Annotated in this window: 17 protein-coding genes; 6 read left to right on the plus strand and 11 right to left on the minus strand. The window is 58.5% G+C overall.

Annotation, left to right across the window (positions count from 1 at the left end; all coding sequences use genetic code 11):
* Window positions 1-30 precede the first annotated feature (30 nt).
* Complete coding sequence (locus tag KHQ23_RS15645; RefSeq protein ID WP_002915041.1) at window positions 31-972, minus strand: AEC family transporter; 942 nt, start codon at window positions 970-972, stop codon at window positions 31-33.
* Window positions 973-1,156: 184 nt separating this feature from the next.
* On the opposite strand from KHQ23_RS15645, the gene KHQ23_RS15650 reads away from it, so the two are divergent.
* Entirely contained in the window at window positions 1,157-2,044 is an 888-nt protein-coding gene (locus tag KHQ23_RS15650; RefSeq protein WP_004151056.1) for a LysR family transcriptional regulator, read from the plus strand.
* Between the two features lie 66 nt (window positions 2,045-2,110).
* Complete coding sequence (locus KHQ23_RS15655) at window positions 2,111-2,452, plus strand: nitrous oxide-stimulated promoter family protein (protein ID WP_004900121.1); 342 nt, start codon at window positions 2,111-2,113, stop codon at window positions 2,450-2,452.
* A 66-nt stretch (window positions 2,453-2,518) separates the two neighbouring features.
* Here KHQ23_RS15655 and KHQ23_RS15660 read toward each other — a convergent pair whose 3' ends face one another.
* From KHQ23_RS15660 to KHQ23_RS15700, 9 genes are all read right to left on the minus strand, one after another.
* On the minus strand, window positions 2,519-3,373 hold the full coding sequence (locus KHQ23_RS15660; RefSeq protein ID WP_032434972.1) for a metal ABC transporter permease: 855 nt from the start codon (window positions 3,371-3,373) through the stop codon (window positions 2,519-2,521).
* The gene (sitC, locus tag KHQ23_RS15665; RefSeq protein ID WP_004145794.1) at window positions 3,367-4,215 is read right to left on the minus strand and encodes an iron/manganese ABC transporter permease subunit SitC; all 849 of its coding nucleotides are present in this window, start codon (window positions 4,213-4,215) and stop codon (window positions 3,367-3,369) included. Before sitC ends, KHQ23_RS15660 begins: the two co-directional genes overlap by 7 nt.
* Complete coding sequence (locus tag KHQ23_RS15670) at window positions 4,212-5,033, minus strand: manganese/iron ABC transporter ATP-binding protein (protein ID WP_009485519.1); 822 nt, start codon at window positions 5,031-5,033, stop codon at window positions 4,212-4,214. Before KHQ23_RS15670 ends, sitC begins: the two co-directional genes overlap by 4 nt.
* Window positions 5,030-5,947, minus strand: a complete 918-nt coding sequence (locus KHQ23_RS15675) for a metal ABC transporter substrate-binding protein (RefSeq protein ID WP_004890185.1) — start codon at window positions 5,945-5,947, stop codon at window positions 5,030-5,032. The genes KHQ23_RS15670 and KHQ23_RS15675 overlap by 4 nt, the downstream gene beginning before the upstream one ends.
* Window positions 5,948-6,125: 178 nt before the next feature.
* Complete coding sequence (locus KHQ23_RS15680; RefSeq protein WP_015958879.1) at window positions 6,126-7,088, minus strand: LacI family DNA-binding transcriptional regulator; 963 nt, start codon at window positions 7,086-7,088, stop codon at window positions 6,126-6,128.
* A 56-nt stretch (window positions 7,089-7,144) separates the two neighbouring features.
* Window positions 7,145-8,059 carry an ROK family protein gene (locus KHQ23_RS15685; RefSeq protein WP_032434970.1) on the minus strand — a complete coding sequence of 305 codons (915 nt, stop codon included), beginning with the start codon at window positions 8,057-8,059 and terminating at the stop codon, window positions 7,145-7,147.
* Window positions 8,060-8,109: 50 nt separating this feature from the next.
* Window positions 8,110-8,424: a PTS lactose/cellobiose transporter subunit IIA gene (locus KHQ23_RS15690; RefSeq protein ID WP_002914983.1), complete on the minus strand. Its 315-nt coding sequence runs from the start codon at window positions 8,422-8,424 to the stop codon at window positions 8,110-8,112.
* A gap of 23 nt (window positions 8,425-8,447) precedes the next feature.
* The gene (locus KHQ23_RS15695) at window positions 8,448-9,770 is read right to left on the minus strand and encodes a PTS cellobiose transporter subunit IIC (RefSeq protein WP_002914981.1); all 1,323 of its coding nucleotides are present in this window, start codon (window positions 9,768-9,770) and stop codon (window positions 8,448-8,450) included.
* Between the two features lie 9 nt (window positions 9,771-9,779).
* Window positions 9,780-10,094 (minus strand): PTS sugar transporter subunit IIB, encoded by a 315-nt coding sequence (locus tag KHQ23_RS15700; RefSeq protein ID WP_002914979.1) that lies wholly within the window; start codon window positions 10,092-10,094, stop codon window positions 9,780-9,782.
* Between the two features lie 177 nt (window positions 10,095-10,271).
* Here KHQ23_RS15700 and KHQ23_RS15705 point away from each other — a divergent pair, with 177 nt between their 5' ends.
* The 4 genes from KHQ23_RS15705 (at window position 10,272) to KHQ23_RS15720 (ending at window position 16,799) form a co-directional block, all read left to right on the plus strand.
* Window positions 10,272-11,543 (plus strand): PTS sugar transporter subunit IIC, encoded by a 1,272-nt coding sequence (locus KHQ23_RS15705; RefSeq protein WP_004151052.1) that lies wholly within the window; start codon window positions 10,272-10,274, stop codon window positions 11,541-11,543.
* Between the two features lie 262 nt (window positions 11,544-11,805).
* On the plus strand, window positions 11,806-13,143 hold the full coding sequence (locus KHQ23_RS15710; protein WP_002914972.1) for a carbohydrate porin: 1,338 nt from the start codon (window positions 11,806-11,808) through the stop codon (window positions 13,141-13,143).
* Window positions 13,144-13,155: 12 nt separating this feature from the next.
* The gene (locus KHQ23_RS15715; protein ID WP_016947574.1) at window positions 13,156-15,348 is read left to right on the plus strand and encodes a CBM35 domain-containing protein; all 2,193 of its coding nucleotides are present in this window, start codon (window positions 13,156-13,158) and stop codon (window positions 15,346-15,348) included.
* 50 nt (window positions 15,349-15,398) lie between these two features.
* Complete coding sequence (locus KHQ23_RS15720; RefSeq protein ID WP_002914970.1) at window positions 15,399-16,799, plus strand: glycoside hydrolase family 1 protein; 1,401 nt, start codon at window positions 15,399-15,401, stop codon at window positions 16,797-16,799.
* A 53-nt stretch (window positions 16,800-16,852) separates the two neighbouring features.
* On the opposite strand, the gene flhA is transcribed toward KHQ23_RS15720, so the two are convergent.
* Window positions 16,853-18,925, minus strand: a complete 2,073-nt coding sequence (flhA, locus tag KHQ23_RS15725; protein WP_004174677.1) for a formate hydrogenlyase transcriptional activator FlhA — start codon at window positions 18,923-18,925, stop codon at window positions 16,853-16,855.
* Between the last annotated feature and the right edge of the window lie 95 nt (window positions 18,926-19,020).

Consider the following 19,020-nt stretch of genomic DNA (forward strand, 5'->3'; position numbering starts at 1 on the left):
CTCCGTATTCACGCGGTGTAATCGCGGTAATTAAAAGGTTAAGAAAATAAATCCGCCCATCGTAATGATGGAGGCAATAATACTCAGCGCCATCGTCGAGGCCATTTCCTGCTCGCCGGTTTTATACTGCATAGCAATAATTATCGCGATGGAGCCTACCGGGATAGCCATCGTCAATACGACTTCCTTTATTTGCTCCATGCTGAAGCCCATTTTTAATAAAATGAGATAGCAGGCGCCGGGGACCAGAATATTGCGGGCGATAACGGTGATAATGGTAGCGGTGGTGATAACAATGCTGCGCGTATAGAGCACGATCCCGGCGGCAAACAGCGCCAGCCCGCCAGAGGCTTTGCCCAGCAGACCCAGCGACATCGAGATAGTCTGCGGAATATGGATATCCGCCAGCACGATGATCAGGGCGATCACCGGCGACCAGACCACGGGTTGTTTAATGGCGTTCACCACCCGTGCGCCAAAGGAAATATGCTGGCTCTTATCGCCGGTGGCGACCGACATCAGTATCATCACCAGCGGCAGCTGGAAGACGTTTTGCGTGATGCTGGACACGGTGATCAGCGACGCGCTGACGGTGCCAAATAAAAAGGCCAGCACTGAGGTGCCGATAAACGGGACTGCCGGCGAGCCGATGGCCAGCGCCTGCAGCGTACTGAGGGCGAGGTCGCGTCGAAACAGATAGCGGGCGACCAGTAAGGGAATGACGAAGCTGAGAATCAGCGCCAGGATGATAGCCACGGCGACCGGGCCCATGGTCATGACGATGTGTCGCGGCGTCATCACCATATTACTGAAAATACTTAGCGGCAATGCGTAGAGCATCACAATTTTATTGATGTCTCCTGCCTGCTGCCAGTTAAAGTCTTTTCGTTTACCGCTAATATAGCCGATGATGACGGTAATGATGACCGGTAATATAGCGCCTGAAATTAATAGAATATTGTTCTGTGTCATGGTGATATATTCTCATTATAAATTATCTTCGGTTCAGAAATGTGTTTTGCCGTGGGTGGTGAGATAAATAAATCCTTTTGAAGTATGCGTTCCGGTGATTTTTGAGCGTATTGATAGCGATATTTATTCGCTAAAAAAGGGCGCAGGGGAAATGCAAAAACCGTTTATTCAATGAGTAAATATCATGCCAATGAAATTTAAGCAGATTCAGGCATTTATTACCGTCGCCCGCGAAGGCAATATGACCCTGGCCGCAGAGAAAATGGGGATCACCCAGTCGGGACTGAGCCGACTGCTATTGAGTCTGGAAGCGGACCTGAGCGCATCCTTATTCGAACGACATAAGCACGGCATGGCGTTGAGCGAATATGGCAGCGCCTTTTTACCCTACGCGCTGACGATGCTGAATACCGAACAAAAGGCGCGCGAGGAAATTGAGCTCATCCGCGGCGCCGGGAAAGGCATTCTGCGGATTGGCTGCGTTTCCAGTCTGCTGACCAGCCATTTCATCGATAAGCTGGCGGCTTTCCATCAGCGCCATCCCCAGATCCATCTGCGGATCGTCGACCGCATTGACTCCGAGCTGTATAAGCTGTTGCTGATGCACGACATCGATATCGCCCTCTGCGGCCCCTTACCGCATGATGAGAAAATCGTGGTGCGGGGCAAAATTAACTGGCAGGACCGGATCTGCATCGTCGCCAGGCAGCACCACCCGCTGCATCAGGCGGCAGACGTCACCCTGGAGGCGATGCTGGACTATCCGTGGATCATGCCGCCGCCGTCTAGTACGCCAATGAACATCCTGGCGGATATCTTTCGCGCCCGGCAGTTGCCCTGTCCGCAACCGGTTATTGAGTGCGCCTCATCCTCGGCCATTAAGGCCTTTCTGTGCGAGAGCGATCTGTTAACGTCGATGCCGGCCCCGGTTTACCGACACGAAGAAGCGCTTGGCCTGCTGCGCCCGTTTGAGCTCGAGGGCAGCGTTTTTATCCGGGATTTCTATGCCTACAGCCATTTCGGGGTTCTGTCCGGGGCAGCCCTGCAGTTGATTCAACATCTGAAGCAGTGAGTCTGGTCGGGTATGGATATTAAGGTGTATGATAAATGCATCTTAAAAAAGACGAAAGGCGGGGAGATGGGGAAGCGTATCGAACGGGAAAAAATGACGATTCAGCGGATGATTGCCCTCTACCAGCGGCGCTGTCCCGAGGCGCAGGCCGATAATGCGCACTATCAGGCGCTGAACGCCTACGCTGACAAGCGCCTTGATAAGTGCGTGTTTGGCGAGAACAAACCGGCCTGCAAGCAGTGTCCGGTGCATTGCTACCAGCCGGCGAAGCGCGAGGAGATGAAGCAGATTATGCGCTGGGCCGGGCCGCGGATGCTCTGGCGCCACCCGATCCTCACTATTCGCCATCTGCTGGACGACAGGCGCCCGGTGCCGCCGCTGCCGGAAAAATATCGACCGAAAAAATAGCGGCTTTCCCTGGTCAGCGCTGCGCAGCCGGGCGACAAGTCGTGCTCTTGTAGCCCCGGCAAGGCGTTAGCCGCCACCGGGGATAATTGCTGAAGTTTTCTGTTTCTGACTATCGCGGATCGTGCTTGCGACAAAGGCGACTACAAACAGCGCGGTAAACAGCACCACGATAGTCGGCGCTGGCGCGCTGTCGAGATAAAACGCCAGCCACACCCCTCCCGCCGAGCAGCCGATGGCCACCGCTACCGCCAGCAGCAGGGCGTGCATAAAGCGTCTCACCAGCAGAAGCGCGATCGCCCCGGGGGCAATCAGCAGCGAAATCGACAGAATAATCCCCACCGACTGCAGCGTCGCGACGATGGTCAGGGCGATCATGCACAGCAGGCCGTAGTGCAGCAGTCCGCCGCGCAGGCCGCTGGCTTTAGCCTGCGTTGGATCGAAGGCGTGCAGCAAAAAATCCCGCCATTTGAGTCCGATAATCAACGCAATCACCAGTGCGATAGCCGTCGTTTGCCCAATATCGCGGAGGGATATTCCCAGCATATCGCCGAACAGGATATGGTCGAGATGAACATCGGACTGGATCGCTACGTACAGCACCAGTCCGGCGCCAAACATGCCGGAGAAGACAATCCCCATGATGGTATCGCGCTTGAGTCGGCTGTTATCGTCGAGAAAACCGGTCGTCACGGCGCACAGCAGACCAGCGATAAACGCGCCGATGGCGAAGGGGATGCCGATAATGTAGGCCAGCACCACGCCCGGAAAGACCGCGTGGCTCATGGCGTCGCCCATCAGCGCCCAGCCTTTGAGCACCAGAAACACCGACAGCAGCGCGCAGGGAATGGCGACGACGATCGATATCGCTATCGCATTGACCATAAAAGGAAACTGGAACGGGGCCAGGAACAGGTTCAGCATGCGGCCTCCCTGGCGCGGCGGCGGCTGGCCAGCAGGCCGTGCTTCGGCGCGAAGATAAAGGTGATGAGGAACAGCAGCGTTTGCGCGACCACGATAATGCCGCCGGTGGCGCCGTCGAGATAGTAGCTGAGCCAGGCGCCGAAGAAACTGGTCAGGCTGCCGATAGCCACGGCGATAGCCAGCAGGCGCGGGAAGCGATCGGTTAACAACCACGCGGTAGCCCCGGGAGTGACCACCAGGCAGATGACCAGAAAGGCGCCGACGGTCTGCAGCGCCGCCACGGTGCAGGCGGCCAGCAGGGTAAAGAACAGCAGCTTCAGGCCGCGGGTGTTCAGGCCAATCGAGCGGGCATGGTGTTCATCAAAGAAGGTCACCATCAGGTCTTTCCATTTCAGCAGCAGAATCGCCATTGAGATAAAGCCGATCGCCGCCAGCTGGATAATATCCTCCGGGGCGATGGCCAGAATATTGCCGAGGATGATGGTCTGAATATTCACCGACGTCGGATTCAGCGACACCATAAACAGCCCGATCCCGAAGAAGGAGGAGAAGATCAGCCCGATAATGGCATCCTCTTTTAGCCGCGAGCGCTGCTGCAAAAACAGCATGCTGCCCGCCGCCAGGCCGCCGGAGAGAAACGCGCCGAGCGCGAAGGGCAGGCCGAGCATATAGGCCCCGGCGACGCCGGGTACAATCGAGTGGGAGAGGGCGTCGCCAATCAGCGACCAGCCTTTGAGCATCAGGTAGCAGGAGAGAAACGCGCAGACGCCACCCACCAGCGCCGACACCCACATCGCATTGAGCATATAGTGATAGCCAAACGGCTCCAGCAGCCAGCTCATCGTGGGCCTCCCGCCGCGCGCCGGCTGATAAACGGCCGCTCGTCATCGGTGATAACCTGCGCTTCCCCGCCTGTGAGCGCGACGTGGCGCAGCACGCCGCTGAAAGCCCGCTCCAGATTCTCGGCAGTGAAGGTGGTTTCTGTCGGGCCGCTGGCCAGCACGGTGCCTTTCACCATCACCGTATAATCACAAAATTCGCTCACTGACCCGAGGTTGTGGGTGGAGACCAGCATGGTACAGCCCTCATCGCGGAGCTCGCGCAGCAGGCTGATGATCCGCGCTTCGGTCTGCACATCGACGCCGGTGAAAGGCTCATCCAGCAGGATCACCTGACCCTGCTGAGCGATGGCGCGGGCAAGAAAGACGCGCTTTTTCTGCCCGCCGGAGAGCTCGCCAATCTGCCGATGGCGGTACTCGCTCATGCCCACGCGGGCCAGCGCGGCATCGACAATTTCGCGATCGCGCGGCTTTGCCCGCCGCAGCCAGCCCATATGGCCGTAGCGGCCCATCATCACCACATCCTCCACCAGCACCGGGAAGGACCAGTCTACCTCTTCCGACTGCGGGACATAGGCGACCAGGTTTTGGCGCAGTGCGCGGTTGACCGGCTGGCCGAGTATGGCGATCTCGCCGTGGCCGACACGCACAAAGCCCATCAGCGCTTTAAACAGCGTGGATTTACCGGAGCCGTTAACCCCCACCAGCGCGGCAATGGAGCCGCGCGGCACGCTGAACGAGGCGTCGCGCAGGGCTGTGTGGCCGTTGCGCCAGGTGACGGTGAGCTGGTCGACATACAGTCCCGCTTGCGCTGCATTCATGGCTGCTTCCTCATCCCGTCCTGGATACCGTTGACGATGGTTTCGGTGGTGACGCGCAGCAGGTCGAGCCAGGTCGGCACCGGGCCGTCGGCGGCGCTCAGCGAATCGACATACAGCACGCCGCCGTAGTGGGCCCCGGCTTCCCGCGCCACCTGACGCGCCGGTTTATCGGAGATGGTGCTTTCGCTGAAGATGGTCGGGATGCGTTCTTTCTTCATGGTGTCGATAACCTTGCGCACCTGTTGCGGGGTGCCCTGCTGGTCGGCATTGATCGGCCACAGATACAGTTCGCGCAGGCCATAGTCGCGGGCCAGATAGGAGAAGGCTCCCTCGCTGGTGACCAGCCAGCGCTTATCCGCCGGCAGCTGCGCCAGTCTGGCCTGCAGCGGCGCCATCGTCTGACGGATCTTCTCTTTGTAGGCCTCGGCGTTACGGCGATAGGTGTCGGCGTGAGGCGGATCGTACTTCACCAGCGCATCGCGAATGTTATCGACATAGATCAGGGCGTTATCTGCCGACATCCAGGCATGGGGATTGGGCTTCCCGCTATAGGGACCCGCGCTGATGCCCATCGGCTGGATCCCCTCGCTGACCACCACCTCCGGAACGCCCTGTAAGTGCTGATAAAAACGGGCAAACCACCGTTCGAGATTAAGCCCATTGCTGAGGATCAGCTGCGCCCCCTGCGCGCGTTTGATATCGCCGGGCGTGGGCTGGTAATCATGGATCTCCGCGCCCGGTTTAGTAATGGAGCTCACGTCGGCGGCGTCGCCGGCCACGTTCTGCGCCATATCGGCGATAACCGTGAAGGTGGTGATAACCCTGAATTTCTCCTGCGCCGAGGCCGGCGTCGCGGCCAGCAGAGCCAGCGCGCTGGCCAGCAGCAATGATTTCAGCGGTGTCAGGTGTAGCATAGGATCCCTCGCAATGGTGTGGTTAATTTCCCAGCGTTTATAGCCATTGCTATGTTATATAGCACAAGCTATTTATAAATGAAAATAATTCTTATTTGCATGCGTGGGTAATAATGAGCCCGGAAACGAAAGCGCGAAAAGGGGAGGTAAGTCTGGCCCGGCGCCAACCGGGCGAAGATCAAGAGATATCGGCGACCGACTGGCGCGGGATCAGGCGGCCAGCCAGCGAGCGGCCCTCGGCGGTGAAGGTTGGCCGGTCGTCAATCAGGCTGCGAATACGCTGAATACAGTTATCCAGCAGCGCCTCCAGTGGCCAGGAGATGCAGGTCAGCGGCGGGTAGAGCAGCGAGGCGAGCGGGGAATCCTCAAGGCTCAGCAGGGAGACCTCCTGCGGGACGGCGATGGTGAATTCGCGCAGCAGACGCATCGCCTCAGCCGCGTAGCGGTCGCGTTTAACGATAATGACTGAGTATTTACTGAAGCTGTTAATTAAGGTCAGCAGCGCCTGCTCGACGTCATCGTTGGCCGTCAGCACCAGCTGGCGGTTAAAAGGAATGGAGTAGTTCTGCAGGACGTTGCGGTAGCCTTCCAGCATCTGACGGCTGGCATCGTCGCTATCGCTGTCCACCAGCAGGGCGATGTTGCGGTGTCCCTTGCCAATCACATAGCGGCAGGCGCTTTCGGTGGCAAAGGCGAAGTCATAGCCCTGGCTGTTGCTCCCGGCGACGCCGAAGCGGTCAAAGGCGATAACGTTGCGCGGCGCGTCGGCGGCAACGGCGCCCAGCACCACCACCGCCACGCACTGGCGCTGCAGATCGTCGATTACCGCCGCCTGCTCTACCGGGTCGCTGACGTACTGGACCAGCAGGCTTTTATTCAGCACTTTCAGCGCCTGAGAGAGCAGCGGCAGCAGACGTGCGCCGTGGCTTTCGTCCTGCGCGGAAATCACCAGACCAACGTGGCTGGATGTCTGACTGGCGAGGTTTTGCGCGGCAAAGCTCGGGCGATAGTTGAGTTCTTCAACGGCCCGCAGCACAGCTTCCCGGCTCTCTTCGCGCACGCCCCGGGTGCCGGTCAGCACGCGGGATACCGTCGCTCTTGAGACATTCGCTAATCTTGAAACATCATCAATCGTTGGCATGGCTTTTTCTGTCTGAACATTTTCGCCTAGCTTAACATACCTGCTGAAAAAAGTGTCTACCGCTGCCCTTGCGCGGCGCCGGGAAGCCGGGGCAGCCAGGCCGCGCCGCGCACGCCGCTGGCGTCGCCGAAACGGGCCGGTTTGATCTGCGTGCGGCAGGTGTCGGAGAAGATCCACGGCACGATGGCGGCAGGCAGATCGCGATAGATCTTGCTGACGTTGGACAGACCGCCGCCCAGCACAATCACCTGCGGGTCGAGAATATTGATCACCGACGCCAGGCTGCGGGCAAAGGCATCGATAAAGTGTCGCCAGTGGGCCAGCGCGCGCGGATCGCCGTTTTGCGCCGCGGCGACAATGGCTTCCGCACGGGCTTGTTCCCCATAGCGGCGGGCGAAGCCGGTGCCGGAGAGAAAGCTTTCGATGCAGTTCGTTTTGCCGCAGTAGCAGGGCTGCGGCGGGCCATCGCGCTCAGGAGTATAGCCCGGCAGCGGATTATGCCCCCACTCCCCGGCGATAGCGTTGGGGCCGCTGAGTAGCTGTTGATGAACGGCGATCCCGCCGCCGCAGCCGGTACCGATAATCACCCCGAAGACGGTGGTAGCTCCGGCGCCGGCGCCATCCACCGCCTCCGAAAGGGTGAAGCAGTCGGCATCGTTTGCCATCCACACCGGCTGGCCAAGCTGCTGCATGATATCCCGGCGCAGATCGTGACCGTTGAGCACCAGGCAGTTGCAGTTTTTAATGCGTCCGCTTTGCGGATCGATAGCCCCGGGCAGGCCGATCCCCAGGGTGAACGGCTGCGGGCTGACCGCGCGAATATCGGCAATCAGGGTCAGCAGCTGACGCATAAAGGCGTCATAGCTCTCTTTGTGGGTCGGCCGGCGCAGGCGCTGGACGCATTCGCCCGCCGGGTCCAGCAGTACGGCTTCCATTTTGGTGCCGCCAATATCTATTCCAAGATGTAACATAGTGACCTCGGGGAATCAGGCCCGGCCAGCGCGTCTGGCCGGGCAAGGCGCTAGGCGTGAAGCGGCTGCGCGCGGTAAATCGCAATCAGTTCGGCAATCAGCTCTTTCGCCAGAATGGATGTCATCAGGTGATCCTGAGCATGGACCATCACCAGCGTCATTTTGGTTTTTCCCTCGCCTTCGTCAGCTTCGATAAGCTGGGTCTGTACAAGGTGAGCTTCGCGGGAATAGTGCGCCGCTTCCTGCATTTTGGCGTCGGCGGTGGCGAAATCACCCGCTTTAGCGGCGTGCAGCGCTTCGTAGCACAGGCTACGTGACTGGCCGGCATTGATGATGATCCCCATCACCTGTTCTTCTAATTCCATGATTATCCTCTGAATCGTTAGCGTTAAGCGGTTTGCGCCGCGTTGTCAGCCTGGCCGACGGCGTTTTCACGCTCCTGGGCCAGCAGCTGTTTTTCGTAAGCTTTGAGAAATGGCAGGTACATCACCATGGCGGTGGCCATACAAATGAGGCACAGGATCACCGGGCTAAAGCTCCAGTTCGCCGCCCACGAGGCGCCGATAGGCGCCGGCGTTGTCCACGGCGTCATCGACACTACGCGGCTGACCAGGTCCAGCTTCAGCGCGAAGTACGCCAGGGTCGCGTTCACCATCGGCACCAGCACGAACGGCAGGAAAAACAGCGGGTTCATGATGATCGGCGCGCCGAAGAGGATCGGTTCGTTAATATTGAATACCCCAGGCACGACCCCCATCCGGCCGATCGTCCGCAGATGCACGGCCTTGCTGCGCAGCAGCATCAGCGCCAGCGGCAGGGTGGAGCCGACGCCGCCGATCAGCAGATAGTGATCCCAGAAGCCCTGGACATAGATGTGCGGGATAGCGGTGCCAGCGGCCATGGCCGCCTGATTGACCGACAGGTTGGCCATCCAGAACGGGTTCATGATCCCGGTGACGATCAGCGCGCCGTGGATCCCGGCGAACCACAGCACCTGACAGACCAGCACCGACAGCAGGATCGCCGGCAGCGTATCGGAAGCCGCGACCAGCGGCTTCACCAGCGACATGATCGCTTCCGGAATGATCATCCCCAGCTGGGCTTCGATAAACAGGTTCAGCGGATGCAGCGTCAGAATGATCGCCAGCACCGGGATCAGGATTTCAAACGAGCGGGCCACCCCGGCAGGCACTTCCGGCGGCAGGCGAATGGTGATGTTATGCCGTTTGAGGAAGGCGTACAGCTCGGTGGAATAGATGGCCACCAGAATGGCGGTAAAGATCCCCTGACCGGAGAAGTAAGCAGTAGAGATCTGGCCATCTTTCAGCGGCGCGGCTACCAGCAGAAACGACATCAGCGACAGCATCCCGGCGGTCAGCGAGTCCAGATGATGGTGTTTGGCGAGGCTGGCGGCGATCCCGACGGCGATAAACAGGGTCATCACCCCCATGCTGAAGTTGAACGGCAGCATCAGCGCATCGCGATGATCGAGCGAAAATTGCAGCCAGGCGCGGGCAAACCCCCACGTCGTATCCGGAGAAAACGGCGGGAAGATAAACACCAACAGGAACGAGCCGACGATCATAAAGGGCAGGGCAGTGATAAAGCCATCGCGGATCGAGGTGACATATTTTTGCTGGCCGATCGCGCCGGCCATAGGCGTGATCTGCCGTTCGATCACGTCGATCAGTTTAGCGTACAGAGAGCTCATGATCTTTCCTTAGTTCTTGTTTTCGATAAGGGAAAGGGCGAAATCAAGGACCGCGGCGCCTTTTTGCATGCCGTAGTCCATCATATTGATGGGTTCGACGCGGATACCGTATTTATCCGCCTGTTTTTGCAGGTCCTGCTGCATGTATTTCACCTGCGGCCCCAGCAGTACCACCTGATAATGGCCGACCTGTTCGGCAAACTCCGCTACGCCATAGGCGTTGATCTCTACCGGCAGGCCCCGCTGTTCGGCTTCCGCAATCATTTTTTTCATCAGCAGGCTGGTGGACATGCCTGCCGAACAACACAACATAATTTTTTTCATAATTACCGCTCCTGATGAGGTTGGATGAGCGGACTATAGTCAAAATGGATGCATTACGGAAAGCGCTTTCCGTTTGTGGATTTATTAATTGTGACCATGATCACCTATGGCAGGCTTTCACTTTCCGGTGTTGTGGGCGATCATCCCGGCGAGACAACCATTCGCAAAGGTAGGAGTATGAACATTCAGTTAATGAATGTGGCCGTGGACATCATCGAGCAGCGGCTGGCGCCGCTGGCGAACGTTCTGACGCGCAACAACCACATTACGGCGATGCGCGATAGCTTTGCGCTGGCTATGCCCTTTGTGATCGTTGGCAGCCTGTTAGTTCCCATTTTGTTTCCGCCCGTTTCCATCGACGGCGCCTCGCGTTTCGGCCAGGTCTATTTGCTGCTGCGGCCTATCCTGCTGCCGACCTTTCAGCTAACTATTGGCCTGGTGGCGCTGATTGTCGCCTTCGGCGCCAGCGCCAGTCTCGCCAAGCAGTACCGTCTGCCGGAACGGCTCTGCGGTTTAACCGGGTGTCTGGCTTTTCTGCTGTTTATCGGCTTTCGCGAGACTGCGGTGAGCAATGTTTATCTCGGCGGTATGGGGATATTTACCGCCCTGATATCCAGCACCTATTCCATTGAGATAATTCGCTTTTTCTACAAAAAAGGCTGGTGCATTCGCTTGCCTGATGAAGTGCCGCTGATGACCCGCAATGGCTTTCAACTGCTGATCCCGCTGCTGGTGGTGATGCTGTCGATAAGCGTGATGAATGCCATACTGCTGCAGACCACCGGACGCATCGTACCGGAGTTGATCAGCGAAGCGGTGCGGCCGCTGGTGCTGGCGTCCGACACGCTAATGGCGGTACTTATCTCTTTATTTATCTGTAACTTACTCTGGTTTATCGGTATCCACGGCGCGCTGATCATCACCGGGATCATGAACCCCTTCTGGATGACCTATCTGTTTGAAAATCAGCAGGCGCTGGCGGCGGGTTCGCCAACGCTGCCGCATATTTATCTGCAGGGGTTCTGGGATTTTTACCTGCTGATCGGCGGTATTGGCTCCACTTTGCCGCTAGTGCTGATGGCGATGCGCAGCCGCTCGCGGCAGCTGAAAAGCGTGGCCAAGATTGGCCTGCTGCCGTCGCTGTTTAATATCAACGAGCCAATACTGTTTGGTTTTCCGGTGATCATGAACCCGGTTTTTTTACTGCCGTTTCTCTTTGTTCCGCTGATAAATGCCTGTATCGCATGGTATTTAACTCAGCTGGGTATCCTCGACCGCGCGGTGGCGATGCTGCCATGGTCGATGCCTTCCCCGCTGGGGGCAGCATGGTCGGCGAACGGCAGCTGGAAAAATTTGTGCATGAGCCTGTTCGCGATGTTTAACGCCTGGATGCTCTATCGCCCCTTCTTCAAAGTGTACGAACGTCAGCTCGCGGAAACCGAACGCTGATCCTCTCGCCGTCGGCGGCTTATCCCCCGGCGGCACCTGCTCATCTGCTCCTCCTTCCGCTCCACTGCCGGCGCCCGGCGGCATTCTTGTCATTTTATGTGATCAGTCTCACGAATATATTCGCCGCAGAGCTAATTTTGTGAACCAGATAGGCAATTATGGAAAGCGCTTTCCGTGAGTGGATGTACATTTCCGTTTTTGATCCGTAAATTTCCCCTCCGTTATCGGTTCGTGTTAACAAACATAACGTGGGAAAAAAATAATGATAAAGCTGAAACACTCAATACCTCTGGCTCTCCTCTCGCTGGCAGGGGCCAGCAGCCCGGCCTGCGCCGATCCGAAGTATGATTTTGCGCTGCATGGCTATATCCGCTCCGGGATCCTGGCGAACTCCGATGGCAACCGCGCGGACTCCGTCGGCCTGATGCCGGACGGTAAGTGGCGACTGGGCAACGAAGAAGACACCAAGATCGAACTGATCCCCACCGTGACGCTGACGGCGGACAGCGGCGTGGTGGCGAAAGTGCAGGCCAACCTCACTCACCAGTCGAAATGCACCTCCGACTGGAACTGTCAGGATGACGATGGCCATGACGTACAGTTTCGTGAAGGGTTCGCCGAGCTGAGCAATCTGGATTTTGCGCCGGAGATGACCTTCTGGGCCGGTAAGCGCTACAGCAGCTCCAACACCTCCAGCCATCAGTTCGACTGGGAGTACATTCAGTACAACGGCACCGGCGGCGGCTTCGATAACATGGATCTCGGCTTCGCCCGCTTCGACGCCGGGGTGTACGCCTTTTCACCCACCGATGAAACCAAAGCCTACCCGGTGGATAAGGGAGATCAGGGCTACCCGGATGACTATTCCCTCAACCTGTGGCTGAAAAAGATCGCGGGGACAGGCTTCGATCTGGAGCTGATCGGCCACCACATGAACCGTAACGAAAACCATCCGACTTCCGCCGAGAAGGGCTATGGCGTGACCGGTATTTATAACTTTGACGGCTTCTATGGTCTGACCGGAGGATACTCCCGCCTCGCATTGCAGTACGGGAAAGGGCTGGCGGCGGGTGACTCGCTGGGTAAAAACGGCTGGGGCTGGGCCAACCTGGAAAACACCCAGTCCTGGCGAGTGGTGCTGGATAGCGTGGCCTCGATGGGCGATCTGGAGATCTCGACCTTCGCTTTCTGGCAGAAAGATAAAAACTACCGCTGGTGGACAGAAGATGAAAATGGCTGGGGACGCTCGATGTGGGTCGCTGGTATCCGCCCTTATCATCAGATCACCCGCAACTTTGCCATGCAGTACGAGCTGGGCTACGAATACCTGGATGACAAAAACTACAAAGGAGTAAACGGCAAAGGCAAAGGCGGCCTGACCAAAGTCACCGTTGCGCCAACGCTGACCTTTGACTCCGGTTTCTGGGCGCGTCCGCAGTTGCGCTTCTTCGTCACCTACGCGAAGTGGGATAAAGGTGTCTCCGATGCATTAGACGGTAACTACAACTGGGATACCAATACCATCACCGCCGGCGGGTATTCCCGCAGTGGCTCTACCGATACCGTTAACTTCGGCGTACAGGCCGAGGTCTGGTTCTAAGGAGAGAGAACGATGAAGCCGATGAAAAACCTGCTGCTGATGGGGCTGCTGTCCGCGCTGGGGGCCGGCGGGGCGCTGGCCGCCGAGCGCTCGCACTTTACGCACTTTATCACTCGCGACGGCGCCACCCTCAAGGACGGCGACAAGGTGTTTCGTTTCGCCGGGATCCACGCGCCGGAGCTGCACCGCATTGAAGACGACGCCCGCGGCCCCTGCAGGGCAGACCCGCGCGGCTGGGGGCAATACTTTAAATGGCCAACGGCCCAGGAGCAGCAAAACTGGATCCAGGCGATGGTGCAAACCGGGGCGAAAGCCCAGCGCGTCTACGTGCTGTCGGTGCAGCAGGAATTTGATAAGGCCTGCGGGCGTGAGACCCATATTCTGGCGCCGGAAACGGCGGACGGCATGCCGCGGCTGAATGAGAAAGCCATGCGGGTGTATGACAACATGATTGCCGAAGCGGATAAACAGGGATTGCGTCTGATCCTGCCGTTTATCGACCACTGGTGGTGGTGGGGCGGGCGCGAGCAGCTGGCGGCGTTCTATCATGAAAAAGCGGAAGACTTTTATCGGACCGATAGCAAGACCTTCAAAGCCTATCTGGATGTGATCCGCCAGGTTATCACCCGGACAAATACTGTCACCGGCCGCGCCTATTATGATGAAAAGGCGATCATGGCCTGGGAAACCGGTAACGAGCTGGAGGATACCAACGCCGATTTCCTGCATCAGACCGCGGCGTGGATTAAAAAGTGGGCCCCTCATCAGCTGGTTGTGGATGGCACCTATAAGAAAATTAATCCGTTTGCGTTGACCGACCCCAATGTGGATATCGTCAGCAATCACTATTACACCAATGCCGATAATAACCATCCCGGGCAGGTGACGCAGGATCTGCGCGCCGTCGGCGGACAAAAAGTCTATCTCGTCGGCGAGTTTGGCCTGCTGCCGGCGGATCAACTGAACGCCATTATGCAGTCGATTGTTCACAGCGACGTCAACGGGGCGCAAGCCGCCGGCGGGCTTATCTGGGGCTTCCGCGGCCATCGTCACGACGGCGGCTTCTACTGGCATAAGGAGTCGACCGGGCACTACAGCTACCACCTGCCGGGGTTTGCCAAAGAAGGCGAAGCGAACCAGGAGCAGGCGGTGGTCGATCTGGTGCGCACCGCCGCGGCGCAGATGGCCGGGCAGCAGACGATGGCGCCGCTGCCGAAGCCGGAGGCGCCTTTGCTGCGCGAGACCACCTCGCCCTTCGCGATCAACTGGATGGGCGCTGCGGTGGGACGCAGCTACGATGTCGAACGCGCCGCCTCACCGACCGGGCCGTGGACGGTGGTGGGCCGGGGTATCTCCGATGGCGTTAACGAATGGAATCCAGAAACCATGGTTCTGTTCCGCGACGATTATCGTCAGCTTCAGCTCGGGCACACGTATTACTACCGGGTGACGGCGAAAAACGAGAGTGGTCGTTCGGCCCCTTCCAATGTGATTAGCGTGCAGCATAGCGAGGAGAATCAGCCGCCGGTTGTCACGCTGGAACCGGCCCTAACCACCACGCAGGACCAGGGCGTCGAGCTTACGGCCAGCTGGCAGGACGATGGCCTGCCGTCGCGAGAGGTTAAGGTGGGCTGGCAGCACGCCGGCGATGGCCAGGTGCATTTCTGCCATGCCGATCGGGCTCAAACCCGGGCCTGGTTTACGGCGCCAGGCACCTATGCGCTGACGTTCACGGCGGACGATGGGCTGTTGAAAAGCAGCAAAACCGTGACCGTGACGGTGGGCGAGGCGGCGGGGAAAGCGCCAGCGGATTTCTGTCGTTATCACGGCGAAGTTTATGGCGTGGCTGAGGGGCGGCTGACGGTGATGAAGAGTGATAAAGACGCGCTGACAGTTGGCGAGGACGGCTTCCTCGGCCCATTTGCCAACGAGGGGGATAAGGTCAGCTGGCAGGTGCAGGCGCCGTGGAGCGGTCAGTTCCTGCTCAATGTAACCTTCAACGGCAAATGGGGCGGTAAGCAGAACTCATTTGTCGTCAACGGGGGCGCTCCGCAGACCGTGGCCTTCCCGCAGACGGATGAGCAGGGCCAGCAGCTGCGGATACCGGTGACGCTTAAAGCCGGGAGCAATCAGATTGACTTCGGCCGCTTCGCCGGCGACTGGGGCTATATGTTCATTAAATCGATCGAAGTGGTCGCTGAGTAGTACGTTCAGGCTGCGCCAGACGGGCGCAGCCTTTTTTCGAAGGAGAGGTTATGCAGCAGTATCAGTTTCCGCAAGGGTTCCTGTGGGGGGCGGCGGCGTCCGGCCCGCAAACGGAAGGGGTCACCAATAAGCGCCATCGTTCCATCTGGGACAGTTGGTTTGCCGAACAGCCGGAGCGATTTTATCAGCAGGTAGGGCCGCAAACCGTGTGTGATACTTATCATCAGTATCCGCAGGACGTGGCGCTGATGAAACAGACCGGCTTCAACTCATTTCGTACCTCGATACAGTGGTCACGACTGATCGCGGATTTGGAAACCGGCGCGCCGGACCCGGACGCGGTGCGTTTTTATCATGCCTATCTGGATGAGATGATCGCCAACGGCATTGAGCCGATGATCAATCTCTACCACTTTGATATGCCGGAAGCGCTGCAGAAACAGTACGGCGGCTTTGAATCGGCGCACGTAGCCGAGCTGTTTGCCCGCTTTGCCCGCACCGCCTTTAGCCTGTTTGGCCATAAGGTTAAATACTGGATAACCTTCAACGAGCCGATTGTGCCGGTTGAGGGGGGCTACCTGTACGACTTCCACTATCCGTGTAAGAAAGATGGCCGGCTGGCGGCGCAGGTGGCGTTTAACATTATGCTGGCGCACGCCAAAGCGGTAACGGCTTATCGTGAACTGGCGCTGGCGGGCGAGATCGGCGTGGTGCTCAACCTGACCCCGAGCTATACCCTCACCGACAGCGACGCGGATAAAAAAGCCGCCGGGTATGCCGACCTGTTTTTTAACCGCAGCTTCCTTGACCCGCTGGTAAAACATGAATTCCCCAAAGCGCTGTGCGAGATCCTTGCCGCCCACGACTGCCTGCCGACGACCAGCAAAGACGACGCGGCGTTGATCCTCAGCGCGGATATCGATTTTCTTGGGGTAAACTATTATGTGCCGCGGCGGGTAAAAGCGCGTGAGAGCGAATATGACCTCGATTATTTCACCCCGGAATACTATTTCGAAAACGCGGTGAACCCGCAGGGCCGCTTTAATCCTTATCGTGATAACAACGAGATCCTGCCGCAGGCGATCTATGACATTGCCGCCAATATTCGCGATAACTACGGCAATATTAAGTGGTATCTCGCGGAAATCGGCATCGCGATGGATCGACAATCAGAGGGCGAGCCCGGGGCGGACGGGGTGATAGACGATACTTTCCGCATCCAGCTGATGGAGGAGCATCTGGTGCAGCTGCATCGGGCGATAGCCGACGGCGCGAACTGCTTTGGCGTGCACCAGTGGACGTTTATCGACAACTGGTCGTGGATCAATGCCTTCAAACGGCGCTACGGCTTCTGGCGACTGGATCTGGAGACCGGCGAGCGACAGATAAAACGCAATGCGCTGTGGTTTGCCGAACTGGCGACCAGCAACGGTTTTACCAGCGATAAATAGCGCGCTGCGCCAGCGCTCCCTCTCACCGGCGCGGAAAGGGGGAGCGCGCGAGGTTATACCAGTTCGTCTTTATTAATACCCAGCCGCTTCATGCGTGACAGGAGCGTGGTGCGCTTGAGCCCCAGCCGCTGGGCGGCGCCTTTCGGCCCGGCCACCACGCCGTTGCTCTCCTTCAGCACCCGGACGATCAGCTGATATTCATCCTCACCTTCCTCAGGCAGGACCGCCGGCGTCCGCGGGGCTTCCACGATATCCCGCTCCGGCAGGGAGAGCTGCAGTACGTTGCCGCGGGTGAGCAATACCGCCCGTTCGATAACGTTTTCCAGCTCGCGCACGTTGCCCGGCCACTCCATACGCGTCAGAGTGCGCAGGGTTTCCGCCGGAATGCTGTCGATATTGCGCCCCATGCGGCGGGCGATTTTAAAGGTAAACGCCTTCACCAGCAGCGGGATATCGTCGGGACGTTCACGCAGCGGCGGCAGATGGATCGGGAACACGTTGAGCCGGTAGTAGAGATCGCTGCGGAATTCCCTGTCGATAACCATCTGCTTGAGATCGCGATTGGTGGCGGCGATCAATCGAACGTCGGTCTGAATCAGCTTGTTGCTCCCCAGACGTTCGAACTCCTGCTCCTGGAGGACGCGCAGCAGTTTGGGCTGCAGTTCCAGCGGCATATCGCCCACTTCATCGAGGAACAGGGAGCTTTTGTCCGCCAGTTCGAAGCGGCCGATACGCTGGGCGCTGGCCCCGGTGAACGCGCCGCGTTCGTGGCCGAACAGATCGCTCTCCAGCAGCCCGGCGGGCATCGCCGCGCAGTTCATCTTCACCATCCGCCGACCGTTGCGTCCGCTGAGGTTGTGGATAGCGCGGGCGATAAGCTCTTTGCCGGTGCCGGTTTCGCCAAGGATCAGCACGGTGCTGTCGCTGTGCGCCACCATCTCTACCTGCTTGAGCACATTGTTCATCGCCTCGCTGCGGCCGATAATCTCGCCGAATTCGCTCTCGACATTATTAAGCTGCTCGGTGAGGGCGAGGTTCTCATCCACCAGCCGCTCTTTCAGGCGCTGAATTTCGCGGTAGGCGAGGGCGTTATCGATAGCGATCGACACCCGCTCGGCGATCTGCCGCAGCAGCTTGAGATTGGTGGTGGTGAAAACCTGTTCGTCGCACTGCGCCAGCTTAAGCACCCCGAGCAGGGTATTGCCGGACATCAGCGGCAGCAGGCACAGGGTCTGGATCTTATTGCCCCACATCTCGAAGAGCATTTTCTCATACGGCGCGAGGGTGTCATGTTCGTGCAGATTAAGCAGCAGCATCTCTTTGCTTTTGAACACGCGCTCGGTGAGGGTGCCGGCTTCATCCACCTCGCTCTGGTCGTGAACCGGGTGGCTGGCGTCAAGATAATGCGTGGAATAGATGTTGAGCTTCCCCTTGCGGTCGCTGCGCAGCACCACGCTGATGGCGTCGATCCGGAAGTAGCGATGGATCTCTTTCGCCACCTCGCTGACCAGCTCGTCGATATCCAGTCGCGAGAGCACCGCGTTGGTGATCGCCACCAGGATGCGAAAGTTGTCGCGCTCGTGGCACAGCAGATCGTAATCGACGTTATTGCTGACCCGGTTCTGAATCTGTTCGGTGACGACGGCGACGATCTGCGCGAAGGTATGCAGCCGCTGGAACTCTTTCTCACTCCACGGCCGGTTGTCACGGCGGAGGAATTCGCAACCGCCGAAGATCCGCCCGTCCGCCGCCAGCGGCAGCAGCGAGTAGTAACCGAACGGACGATACAGTCCGCTGCGGATAAGCTGCGGCCAGGTGTCGGCAAAGGTTTCATGATCGCAATGCAGGGCATCCGGCCGGGAGAGTAAGCGACGCACCGGACCGTGGGCCAGGACGGTTTCATCCTCGTAGCTTACCGGATGGCCGGCCTCATCGCAGGCGTACCTGGCCGCGCGGTGATTACCCGCGTTCCACAGGATGATGGCCGCCTCATCGGCCAGCGCGGACTGTTGCACCAGACGGGTCAGGGTTTCGCTTAGCGCGGCCAGATCGGGCTGCTGTAATAAAAGCCGGGTGATATCGAACAGCCCCTGCTGGCCGAGATCGCTCATCGGTGTATACGACATTGCTTACGTCCAAAACGCGCCGACAACGCGGCGCATAAGAAAATGATGGTACAAATAATAGTATGTTAATAAAGCGGTTATTGCCGCTTTAACCC

Source organism: Klebsiella sp. 64 (assembly GCF_018223915.1).
GTDB classification, from domain to species: Bacteria; Pseudomonadota; Gammaproteobacteria; order Enterobacterales; family Enterobacteriaceae; genus Klebsiella; species Klebsiella pneumoniae.